Source organism: Pseudomonas sp. GL_135, from assembly GCF_057834665.1.
Window position 1 is genome coordinate 2,977,914 of sequence record NZ_CM174408.1, and the last position, 12,278, is coordinate 2,990,191.

Annotated in this window: 6 protein-coding genes; 4 read left to right on the forward strand and 2 right to left on the reverse strand. The window is 62.4% G+C overall.

Annotated elements, in window-relative coordinates; genetic code table 11:
- Window positions 1-124 precede the first annotated feature (124 nt).
- Both AC3ISG_RS13095 and AC3ISG_RS13100 read left to right on the forward strand, forming a co-directional pair.
- On the forward strand, window positions 125-1,336 hold the full coding sequence (locus tag AC3ISG_RS13095; RefSeq protein WP_489297120.1) for a GGDEF domain-containing protein: 1,212 nt from the start codon (window positions 125-127) through the stop codon (window positions 1,334-1,336).
- A 696-nt stretch (window positions 1,337-2,032) separates the two neighbouring features.
- Complete coding sequence (locus AC3ISG_RS13100; RefSeq protein WP_489297121.1) at window positions 2,033-7,648, forward strand: putative Ig domain-containing protein; 5,616 nt, start codon at window positions 2,033-2,035, stop codon at window positions 7,646-7,648.
- A gap of 316 nt (window positions 7,649-7,964) precedes the next feature.
- Here the strand turns inward: AC3ISG_RS13100 and AC3ISG_RS13105 are convergent, their stop codons facing one another.
- A complete protein-coding gene (locus AC3ISG_RS13105) occupies window positions 7,965-8,852 on the reverse strand; it encodes a DMT family transporter (protein WP_122537176.1) in 888 nt (295 codons plus the stop codon).
- 223 nt (window positions 8,853-9,075) lie between these two features.
- Between AC3ISG_RS13105 and AC3ISG_RS13110 the strand changes: the two genes are divergently transcribed.
- Both AC3ISG_RS13110 and AC3ISG_RS13115 read left to right on the forward strand, forming a co-directional pair.
- On the forward strand, window positions 9,076-9,987 hold the full coding sequence (locus tag AC3ISG_RS13110) for a LysR family transcriptional regulator (RefSeq protein ID WP_489297122.1): 912 nt from the start codon (window positions 9,076-9,078) through the stop codon (window positions 9,985-9,987).
- Window positions 9,988-10,248: 261 nt separating this feature from the next.
- Window positions 10,249-11,013 (forward strand): 2-keto-4-pentenoate hydratase, encoded by a 765-nt coding sequence (locus tag AC3ISG_RS13115; RefSeq protein ID WP_489297123.1) that lies wholly within the window; start codon window positions 10,249-10,251, stop codon window positions 11,011-11,013.
- A gap of 268 nt (window positions 11,014-11,281) precedes the next feature.
- On the opposite strand, the gene AC3ISG_RS13120 is transcribed toward AC3ISG_RS13115, so the two are convergent.
- Entirely contained in the window at window positions 11,282-12,190 is a 909-nt protein-coding gene (locus tag AC3ISG_RS13120; protein WP_172612088.1) for a LysR family transcriptional regulator, read from the reverse strand.
- Between the last annotated feature and the right edge of the window lie 88 nt (window positions 12,191-12,278).

Below are 12,278 nucleotides of genomic sequence, written 5' to 3' on the forward strand. Positions count from 1 at the left end.
CAGTTCATCGCAAATCCGACGCTTGATCGGTCAGTCCTTGCGAAAACAGCGCTCCGACGAAATGATGGCACTAAGACATCACCGGTGATGTCATAGTCCGGTCACCCCACCCTTTTGGTGCAACATGCTTTCCTTTGTCATTGATCGACCCGGTCCCAACGACGCGCAACTTCTCGCCGAGGTCGATCGCACCATTCTGTCGCGTTTCCGCAGTCTGCGGTTCAGTACCGAGCTGGAGAGCCGTTACGAAGTCGAGACGCTCGAGCAACGCCGCCAATTTCTGACCGCCGTGGGCATCGGCGGCATCCTCATCTACAACCTGTTCATGGTCAGCGACTGGCTGAGCCTGAACGACATGTTTACCTACGTGGCGCTGGGCCGTGTCTGCCTGATGACGCCGATCTTTATGATTCTGCTGATCATCGCGCGGCGCGCCACTACCCGACAAGTCGTCGAGATAACGGCAGCCATCGGCACCGTGACGTGTTCGGTGATGCCGCTGGTGGCAATGGTTTACAGCGAAAGCCCGTTCCGCCTGCACTACCAGCTGGGGATGCTGCTGATCATGGTGTATTGCACGGTGATCCAGCAGGTGCCGGTGCGCTGCGCAGCGGTGGCCATGGCCTGCATGCTGGTCATCCAGTTGGTAACGACTTATCTCGCAGACTTCGCCGACTACAAAATCTGGCAGGCCAACGCGCTGCTTTTCTTCTCAGCGGGCGCGTTGCTGATGATGGCGTCGTGGTTTCTGGAGCACGGCAGTCGGTTGAGCTACCTGTTTGCGTTGCGCGGGCGGTTGCTGCGCGCGCAGCTGGTGGAACTGGCGCGCATCGATTCACTGACGCAGTTATTCAACCGGCGTTTTCAGGGCGAGGTGCTGGCGTCACTGTGGAGCCGAGCCGCGCAGACGCACATGAACGTCGCGGTCATCCTGCTGGACATTGATCACTTCAAATCCTACAACGACAACTACGGACACCTGCAGGGCGACACTTGCCTGCGGCTGCTCAGTGGCGTAATCCAGCGCACCGCGCAGAAGGCCGATGCCCTGACCTTCCGCTTTGGCGGCGAAGAAATCCTCGTGCTCATGACCCACGCCCACCCGGCCCAGGCCAGGGCGCTGGCCGAAAACCTCCGTGCAGCAGTCGCCGCGCTGAACGTTCCCCACCCGGTGCTGGGCGATGGAGCCAGGGTCACCATCAGCCTCGGTCTCGCCATTGCCAGCGCAACGCACACCAGCGCCGAAGTGCTCATCGCCATGGCCGACAAGGCGCTCTATGCCGCCAAAGGCGAAGGCCGTGACTGCCTGCGCTGCGCCCCTGCTGAAGTAGCCTAACGAGCCCTGCCAGCAAACCGCGGTCCCGACTGAATGACTGCGAACACCCTGTGGGACCCGCTTTAGCCAGGAAGGCGTCGGCATTCATGCCGCAAGATCTGCGGGGCACACACGGGCCTCTTCCCGGCTGAAGCCGGTCCCGCTAAAAAGCATCGCGCGCATCCTGAGTCACTGGCTAAACGCGAACCTTGTGGGGCCGGCTTTAGCCGGGAAGGCGTCGGCATTCATGCCGCAAAATCTGCGGTGCGCACACGGGCCTCTTCCCGGCTGAAGCCGGTCCCACTAAAAAGCAACGCGTGCATGCAGAGTCACTGGCTGAACGCCAACTTTGTGGGACCGGCTTTAGCCGGGAAGGCGTCGGCATTCATGCCGCAAGATCTGCGGTGCGCATCCGGGCCTCTTCCCGGCTGAAGCCGGTCCCACTAAAAAGCATCGCATGCATCCAGAGCCGCTGGCTGAACGCGAAACCTGTGGGACCGAGATCCACCCTCCTGCTCACCAAAGTGCCAGAAAACCACAACCCTCTAAACGTCAAATAGGTGACAACACAAACCACTCAAATGTGCCGACCGTCACAAAACGACGGTTTCCCGACGTACGGCTACAACTTTTCCGTTCCGCTAGGTCATACCTGCGTGCACGCCGATTGGAAATTGGCACGCAGCGAGACCTCAGCCTGTGACCGGAGATAAGTACATGATTTTTAACGTCCAAAATTTTGGCGCCAAAGGAGATGGCGTTTCTGACGACACCGCAGCCATCCAACAAGCGATCGATGCAGCTGCGGCGGCGGGCGGAGGACAAGTCTATGTACCCCCCGGGACCTACATCGTGTCAGGCGGCGAGGAACCGTCCGACGGCTGCCTCATGCTCAAGAGCAACGTCTACATGTACGGCGACGGCATGGGCGTCTCCAACATCAAGGTCGCGGACGGTTCCGACACGAAAATCACCGGTGTCATTCGCTCCGCCTACGGCGAAGAGACCCACGACTTCGGGCTGAGCAACCTGACCATTGACGGCAACCGGGACAACACCACCGGCAAGATCGACGGCTGGTTCAACGGCTACATCCCGGGCAAGGAAGGTTACGACTCCAACGTCACCCTCGATGGCGTGGAAATCAAGGACTGCTCCGGTTACGGCTTCGACCCCCACGAACAGACCGTGAACATGGTCATCAAGAACAGCGTGTCCCACGGCAACGGCCTGGACGGCTTTGTCGCTGACTTCCTCAGCGACAGCACCTTCGAAAACAACATCGCCTACGACAACGATCGCCACGGTTTCAACGTGGTCACCAGCAGCCACGATTTCACCCTGAGCAACAACGTCGCCTACGGCAACGGCGGTGGCGGCATCGTCGTGCAGCGCGGCAGCGAGAACATCCCTTCGCCGAACAACATCACCATCACCGGCGGTGAGGTCTATGGCAACGGCGCCGAAGGCGTGCTGATCAAGCTGTCCAGCGAGGTCACCATGACCGGCGTCGACATCCACGACAACGCCAGCGCCGGCGTTCGCATCTACGGCAGCAACAACGTCGACGTCATCAACAACACCCTGAGCAACAACTCACTGGGCGGCGGCGTACCGGAAATCGTCATCCAGTCCTACGACGACACCAAGGGCGTTTCCGGCAAGTATTTCAACGGCAGCGACAATACCGTCCAAGGCAACACCATCAACGGCAGCGCCCTGTCGACCTATGGCGTGGCCGAGCGCAACGAAGACGGCACCGACCGCAACGCCATCATCGGCAACACCATCACCCATACCACCAAGGGCGACACCCTGGTGTATGGCGATGGCAGCTACGTCAGCGCGACCGTGCCCGTGGTGGCCGTCCAAGGTACCGACGGCAACGACACCCTGCTGGGCAGTGACGCCAACGAGATTTTCTATGCCGGCGCGGGCAATGACATCGTCAACGGCGGTGGCGGCAGCGACATCCTCATCGGCGGTGCCGGGGTCGACAAGCTGACCGGCGGCGCAGGCGCGGACATTTTCCGCTTCACCAGCGAAACCGACAGCTACCGCACCGCGACCACCAGCTTTGATGACACCATCACCGACTTCGACCCGACCCAGGACAAGATCGACCTCGCCGGTCTGGGCTTCACCGGCCTGGGCAACGGCCGTGGCGGCACCCTGCAGATCAGCTACAGCGCCAGCAACGACCGCACCTACATCAAGGATTACGATGCCGACGCCAACGGCAATCGCTTCGAACTGATCCTCGCCGGGAATCTGGTCAGCGCACTGACCGCCGACAACTTCATCTTCAATCGAACCCTTACGGGCACGACCGGCAATGATTCGCTGCAGGGCACTGACGGGGCCGACACACTGTTGGGCCTTGCCGGCACTGACAGCCTGGCCGGCGGCGGTGGTGACGATCGTCTCGACGGTGGCGCCGGGCAAGACACCCTGAGTGGTGGCGCCGGCGCTGATACCTTCGTGTTCTCCAGTCGCACCGACAGCTACCGCAACTACAACGCCGGCGGCGCGAATCTGGGCGACGTCATCACCGACTTCGACGTCACCGCCGACAAGATCGACCTCTCCAAGCTGGGCTTCACCGGCCTTGCCGACGGCATGAACAACACCGTGTACGCGGTGCTCAACGACGCCGGCGACAAGACCTACATCAAGTCGTTGACCGCCGATGCCGAGGGCAATCGTTTTGAAGTCGCGCTCGTGGGCAACTACCTCGACAAACTGACCAGCGCCAACTTCGTGTTCGCCACTGCGCCGACGGTGAATCAGGCGCCCGTGGTGGCCAATCCGTTGCTGGACCAGAACGCCACCGAAAACACGCCGTTCAGCTACGTCGTGCCAGGCACCAGCTTCACCGACCCTGACAACGACACCCTCAGCTACACCGCGACCCTGGCTGACGGAACGGCCCTGCCGGCCTGGCTGATCTTCGACGCCGCAACCCGCACCTTCAGCGGCACCCCGGGCAACACCGCCTCGGGCACCTACGCGATCAAAATCACTGCAAGCGATGGGAGCAACGCCACTGTCAGCGACAGCTTCACCCTCGCCGTGCAGGACGTCCCTGTGACGCCGGGCGTCATCAACGGCACGCCGAACAACGACACGCTGACCGGCACCACCGGCAACGACCAACTCTTCGGCGGCGCGGGCAATGACACCCTCAATGGCGGCGACGGCAACGACATCCTCATCGGTGGCGCCGGTGCCGATAAACTCACCGGCGGTGCGGGGGCAGACGTGTTCCGCTTCACCTCTACCCAAGACAGCTACCGCACGGCGACCACCAGCGCCAGCGATCAGATTCTCGATTTCGATGTGGCTGCCGACAAAATCGACGTCTCGGGCCTGGGCTACACCGGTCTGGGCAACGGCCTGAATGGCACGCTGCAAGTGACCTACAACGCCAGCACCAACCGCACCTACGTCAAAGACAACGTGGCGGACGCCAGCGGCAACCGTTTCGAGCTGTCGCTTGCGGGCAACCTGGCCGGCAGCCTCAACGCCAGCCATTTCGTCTTCGCCGATCAGAACGTGCCCAGCAACGTCGCGCCGGTGGTGGTGATTCCGCTGCTGGACCAGAACGCCACGGAGAACTCGCCATTCACGTACGCGGTCACCAGCAACAGCTTCTCCGACGGCAATAACGACGCGCTGACCTACACCGCGACCCTGGCCGACGGCAGTGCCCTGCCCGAGTGGCTCAGTTTCGACAGCACCCGCCTGACCTTCAGCGGCACCCCGACCAGCACCGCTTCGGGCACCTACACGCTGCTGATCAAGGCGACCGACCCTTCCGGCGCGTCGGTCAGTGACAGCTTTGCCCTGGCCGTGGCCGACGCACCGGCCAGCACCATCACCGGCACTGACAATGCAGAAACCATCGCCGGCACGGTGGGCGCGGACCTGATCCTCGGCCTGGGCGGCAACGACACCATTCGCGCCGGCGCAGGCCCGGACATCGTCGACGGCGGCGCAGGGCGCGACTCGCTGTACGGCGGCGACGGTGCCGACACCTTCCGCTACACCAGCGTGCAGGACAGCTACCGGGACTACAACACCGGCGGCGTCACGGCCACCGACACGATCTACGACTTTACCCACGGCGTGGACAAGATCGACGTATCGACCCTGGGGTTCCTCGGGCTGGGCGATGGCAGCAACGGCACGCTTTACCTGAGCCTGAATGCCGCCGGCGACAAGACGTACATCAAATCAAGCGTGCCCGACGCTGACGGTCACCGCTTCGAGATCGCCCTGAGCGGCAACTACCTGAACATCCTCACGGCCGACGACTTCGTGTTCGGCTCGCGGGCTGACCAGGACATTCTGTTCCTGCCGACCCTCGGTCAATCCAACGCACGTCTGTTGCGCATGACCGAAGACGACAGCCAGTCCGGCACCACCATGCTGGTCGACGGCCTGAGCAAGTACACCACTTACGACGTGCGCAGCCAGTTCAACGATGCGGACGGCAATGGCATCGACATCGCGGTGGGCGGCAGCACGGTCAACGGCATGTCGACCCTCGGCGCCGAAGAACTGAAGCTGTGCTGGTGGCTGACCGACATCGACCAACCCGGCCCGGCCCTGTTGCGCGCCGTGGCCCTGTTGAACGACCAGCTCACCGAGCTTAAGTCGATCGACAACGTGACCATGGGCATCATCTGGGGCCAGGGCGAGGAAGCGGCGCAGGAAATCGCCCGCGCTTCGGACAAGGAAGCGGCCGCGGCGGCGTACAAGGCGGCGACCTTGTCGGTGTTCGATTACCTGCACGCGCAGTTCGGCAACTTCAACGTGTACATGATGGAAACCGGTCACTACGACCAGGACGCGGCCCGCGCCCGTGGCTTCTCGGAAGAGAAGATCGCCGGCATCGTCGAAGGCGTCGGCTATGTCCGTGCCACCCAGGAAGCGATTGCCGCACAGCGTGACGACGTGAAGATTGCGGTGGATTACACCGACCTGCCCCTGCGCCACGAAGTCGACCCGCTGGTCTACCCCGATGACGTCTGGCACCTGCACGAAGAGTCTGCCGAGATTGTCGGTCAGCGTCTGGCCGACTACATCGCCGACGACCTGGGCTTCAAGGGTGACCCGAGCGACAACAACAGCGTGCAGGCGATCTTCGACGGTGCGCAGAACGAAGGCGGCATGATCTTCGGCACCGACCAGGCCGACACCCTGGTGGGCTCGTCCGGCAATGACACGCTGGACGGCGACCTCGGCGCCGACAGCATGAGCGGTGGCGACGGCAACGACATTTACATCGTCGATAACGCCTTCGACAGCGTCACTGAAAGCAGCGACTCGCCGTCGCAGATCGACACCGTGCAGGCGTCGGTCGGCTGGACCCTCGGCGCGAATCTGGAAAACCTGGTGCTCACCGGCGTTTCAGCCATCGACGGCAATGGCAACGAGCTGCGCAACTTCATCACTGGCAACGCGGCGGCCAACGTGATCGACGGCGAAGGCGGTGCCGACAGCATGAGCGGCGGCAATGGCAACGACACGTACTACGTCGACAACAGCGGCGACAGTGTGATTGAAACCAACGCTGATCGCGTCTCGGGCGGCATCGACAGCGTGCACAGCACTCTGGCGACGTTCACCCTGGGCGCCAACGTCGAAAACCTGTACATCGACAGTGCCGATGCGGCCAATGGCATCGGTAACGCGCTGGACAACGTACTGTTCGCCGGCATCGGCAACAACGTGCTGGACGGTCGCGACGGCAACGATACGGTGTCCTACTTCAACGCGCAGGCCGGTATCACCGCCACCCTGTCGACCTCGGCCCAACAGAACACCGGCGGCTCGGGTCTGGACACGCTCAAGAGCGTCGAAAACCTGATCGGCAGCGCATTCGCGGACAGCCTGACGGGCAACAGCGGCGCCAACGTGCTCAACGGCGGTGCGGGCAACGACACGCTGATCGGCGGTTCGGGCAACGACCGTTTGATCGGCGGTGCAGGCACCGATTCGCTGACCGGCGGCACCGGCGCGGACACCTATGTCTTCGACTCCGTTGCCGACATGGGCGTTGGCGCGTTGCGCGACGTGATCAATGGCTTCAAGAGTGCCGAGGGCGATCTGCTCGACTTCAGCGCCCTGGACGCCAACCCGCAGACACCGGGCATCGACGCGTTTACCTTCATTGGCAGCAACGCCTTTGACAGCAACGACGCGACCGGGCAACTGCGCTTCGCCGACGGGATCCTCTACGGCAGCGTCAACGCCGATGCGACGCCGGACTTCGAAATCCAGCTGGTCGGCGTCAAGGAGCTGCACGTGACTGACTTCGTTGCCTGATTGATCGCCTGAAAACCAAACGGCCTCCGCAATGGAGGCCGTTTGTTTATGCATGGCGTACTCAGGGGGCCCTTCCCGGCTGAAGCCGGTCCCACTGAAAGCATCGCGTGCATCCAACCTAACTGGCTGAAACTCGAACGCTGGGTCAGCATTTACCGTGTAGGACCGGCTTCAGCCGGGAAAGCGTCAGCACGCACACCGCAAAATGGAGGGTGTACACACCGGTCTCTTCCCGGCTGAAGCCGGTCCCACCCACGGCATCGCGTGCATCCAACATCACTCGCTGAACCCCGCCCCACTCACAGCATCGCGGGCATCAACCGCCTTTTTTGCGCTGTTGCCAGGCAGCTGCCAGCCCGCTGAGGCAGATGATTGCGATGCCGGCCTGGGCGGCAAGCGATGGCGAGTGGTTGAAGACGATGTAGCCCCACAGCCCGGCGAAGACGATCTGGCAGTAACCGAACGGCGCGAGCATGGCCGGCGCGGCGAAGCGGAACGCCTGGGTCAGCATCAAGTGCGCGACCATGCCGCAAGTGCCCAGCGCCAGCATGAACGGAATGTGCTTCCACTCCGGCGACTGCCAGAAGAACGGCACGATCGCGCTCATCAACAGGCTGTTGAACAGCCCGGCGAAAAAGTTGCTGGTGGTCGGGCTGTCGTGGGCCGCGACCAGACGGGTCAGCAACTGGTAGCAGGCGAAACAGAACGCCGAGCCCAACGGCAGCAGCACCGCTGGCCGGAACAGCTCGCCCCCGGGATGGACGATGACCAGCACCCCGCTGAAGCCCACCAGCACGGCGATCCATTGCCCGCGGCTGACCGTCTCCTTGAGCAGTGGCACCGACAGCGCCGTCACCAGCAGCGGCGCGAGGAAGTTGACCGCCGTTGCTTCGGCAATCGGAATGAACATCAGGCCGCTGGTGAACAGCAGGCTCGTGCCCAGCAGGCACACGGCGCGCAACGCCTGCAAACCCGGGCGCTTGGTGCGCAACACACGCAACCCCGATGACGGCATGAAAATGCACGCCATCAGCCCGGTGTGCACCACGTAGCGCACCCAGACCACCATCATGATCGGGTAGATACCGGAGAGGTACTTGGACAGGGTGTCGTGACTGGAAAACAGAAAGGTCGCAAACAGAATCAGTGCGATGCCTTTCAACGGCTGGTTGACGCCGGAGAGCGGCGTGCTGGTGGTGCTCATCTGCGTTCCTTTGGCCTTGCGTGAATGCGGGTCTGTCCCTTGCCGTGTCGAGCGCCGGCTTTCGTTCGAGGAGCCCAGCCTCAGCAAGAATATAGAACCCGTCGCCGGAGCACCAAGCAAACATGACCAGGCAGGTGTTTTTCTGACTGCCTGGGTCAGGCCTTTCCGCTTGCCCGGATTTGCCGCAGACTGCCGCTCTCGTTGGCTCGGAAAGGGACGCTCAGTGGACCGCATTCAGGAAATGACCCTTTTCGCCGCCGTCGCCGAAGGCCCCAGCTTCGCGGCCGTGTCGCGCAACCTGAACGTGTCCACGGCGACGGTGACCCGCGCCGTCGCGCAGCTGGAGGCGCGGCTCGGCACCTTGCTGATCGTGCGCACCACCCGCCAGTTGCGCCTGACCGAAGCCGGCGTGCGCTTCGCCGACGATTGCCGCCGCCTGCTGGCCGATCTGCACGAAGCCGAAAACGCCGCCGCCGGCATTCATGGGACGCCGCGCGGGTTACTGACCGTTACCGCGCCGCAGGTGTTTGGCGATCTGCACGTCACGCCGATCATGACCGACTACTTGACTCAGCACCCTCAGGTGCAGATCCGGGGCCTGTTGATGGACCGGATCGCCGGGCAACTGGAGGAAGGCATTGACGTGTCCGTGCGCATCGGCGACCTACCCGATTCGTCGATGACCGCCATTCAGGTCGGCACCGTCCGCCGCATGGTCTGCGCCTCCCCGGCCTACCTCGCGGCCCATGGCACGCCACAGCATCCCAGCGAGCTCATCGAGCGCGAAACCGTTTCCGTGATGATCACCGGCCGCAGCCCTGACTGGACCTTCCGCATCGAAGGCCAGCATCAGGAAGTGAAAGTCAGGTCGCGGTTGTCGATGACGTCCTTTACCGCCTCCATTCATGCGGCGGTCGATGGCTGGGGCCTGACCCAGGTGCCGTCCTACCAGATCCGCCGACACTTGCAGGCGGGCACGTTGTGCGCCGTGCTCGAAGATTTCGAGGTCAGGCCGATGCCGGTTTACGTGGTCTACGTCGAAGGGCGACGGGGGTCATCCAAAGTGCGCTCGTTCGTAGATTTCTGCGTCCAGCGGTTGCGCGCTGATCTGGAGTACAGCGCCGGGCCGGGCTGAGGGCGGGACGGACTACCCGAAATATCGAGTCAACCCACCCTCCCGTGGGAGTCGAGCTTGCTCGCGAAGGCTTACTTTCAGTCCCAAAAAAGTGGCTGAATGCACCGAGTTCTTCGTGAGCAAGTTCACTCGCACCGGACACCCCAGTCTCTACCTACCCACTGAAATAGGGTTAGAGTGGTCGCGCTGGCTCCGTCATCCTTCGCCACAGCAACACAAGGAACGGGGCGCTTTCCATCAATCACCTGAAGGAAGACTCGCGTGAATCCATCGTCTCACCCAGCGAACATTGCCGAACTGATCGTCGCCGCCATGGGCGCCGGTCAGAAAATCACCGACATTATCCCTGAATACGTCCCTGCCGATGCGGCCAGTGCCTACGCGCTCCAGCGCGAGATTCTGCGTCTGCGCGACACCACTGTGGGCGGGTGGAAGGTCGGCGCCAAATCGCCGACCGGGCCCATCAACGGTGCGCTGCTGCCGGACGATGGTATTTTCGCCAGCGGCAGTCAGGTCGAGTGCGTCGACTACCCTTCGCCGATTCTGGAGCTGGAAATCGCTTTTCGTCTTGGCCGCGAATTCACCCCTCGCGAAGAGGCGTATTCGGATGAAGAAGTGCTGAACAGCATCGCGACGATGGGCGCGACCATTGAAGTGGTGTCGAGTCGTTTCGCGGGCTGGCCGAAGATCGAGCCGTTGCTGGCTTTGGGCGACCTGCTCAACCATGGGGCGTTGGTCATCGGCGAATTCATCCCATACGACGCCAACTTCCCTTTCGTTGAACCGGCGCTGAGCTTCACCTATGGCGATGAAGACATCGTGCCGGGCGACGGCGCAAATCCGGCCGGCGACCCGCGGCGTTTGCTGCCGTGGCTGGTCAATCACCACACACAGAATGGCTTGAGCGTGACGCCGGAGATGGTGATCACCACCGGTTCCTACACCGGGATGTACAAGACCAGCGGGCCGGGCCAGGCGGTCGGGCAGATTCGGGGACTGCCGGCGGTGTCGGTGGAGTTGATTTAGGTTTCTCGCTCGCCATTGGTGGGACCGGCTTTAGCCGGGAAGACGTCGGTGCATCCAACCTACCTTCAGCGCCAGTTACGGTCCCTTCCCGGCTAAAGCCGGTCCCACTAAAAGCATCGTGTGCTTTCTGCCCTGTTCCCGCCGACGCTGGTCATACCAAAAGCAGCGTGCGCTTTCTGGGCTGAAACCGGTCCTACCGACCGCGCACGACCTGTGGGACCGGCTTTAGCCGGGAAGCGTTTGATCCGGGTGCTTCCGGGGTGAAGGCTCACCCCTGCCGCCAGTACCCCGGCCGGTTGTACACCTCTTTCAGAAACGCGATAAAGAACCGGACTTTCGCCGGCAGGTAATGCTGCTGCGGGTACACGCCCTGGATGTCGTAACTGGGCAAGGCGAACTCATCCAGCACGGTGAGCAGCGCGCCGCTTTCAACCTCGTTCTGAATCTCCCACGTCGAACGCCAGCTCAGGCCCAGCCCGCGCTTGGCCCAGTCATACAGCAACTCGCCATCGTTGCAGTACAGATTGCCCGCCACCTTGATCGCCACCGGCTTGCCCTCGCGCTGAAACGTCCAGCCGCGATGCTGGCCACCCTGCAGGTTGAACGACAGGCAATTGTGCTGCGCCAGATCCTCAAGCACCTGGGGAAATCCATGCTCGGCGAAATACGCCGGCGAACCACAGACCACGCGTTTGTTGGCGTACAGCTTGATAGCGACGTAGTTCGGGTCCAGCACCTCGCCGATGCGGATGCTCATGTCATAGCCCTCGCGCACCAGATCCACCACGTTGTCGGTGAGGTTGAACGAGAGCTGCAAATCCGGGAACCGCGCCTGGAATTCCGGCGCATGGGGCGCGACGTGCTGACGGCCGAACCCGGCCGGTGCCGACACCACCAAGTGCCCACGCACGCTGGTTTCGTTCTCGCTGATGCTGGCGTCCAGCTCCTCGAACGACTGCAGCACCAGCTTCGCATTCTCCAGATACGACTCCCCCGCATCGGTCAGGGTCAGGCCCCGCGTCGAGCGATGAATCAGCTTCACCCCCAGCCGATCCTCCAGCGCGCTCAGTCGCCGGCCCATGATCACCGGCGTCACGCCCTCTACCAGCGCCGCGGCGGCAAAACTGCCACGGGTGGCCACCAAGACATAGCTGCGCAATTCCGTATAGCGATCCATTCGATACTCCAGATACCGATAGAACGGATAAAAACAGCCATTCACAAAACATCGGATTCAAATCAGGCTGTTTACGTACAAAAACTAT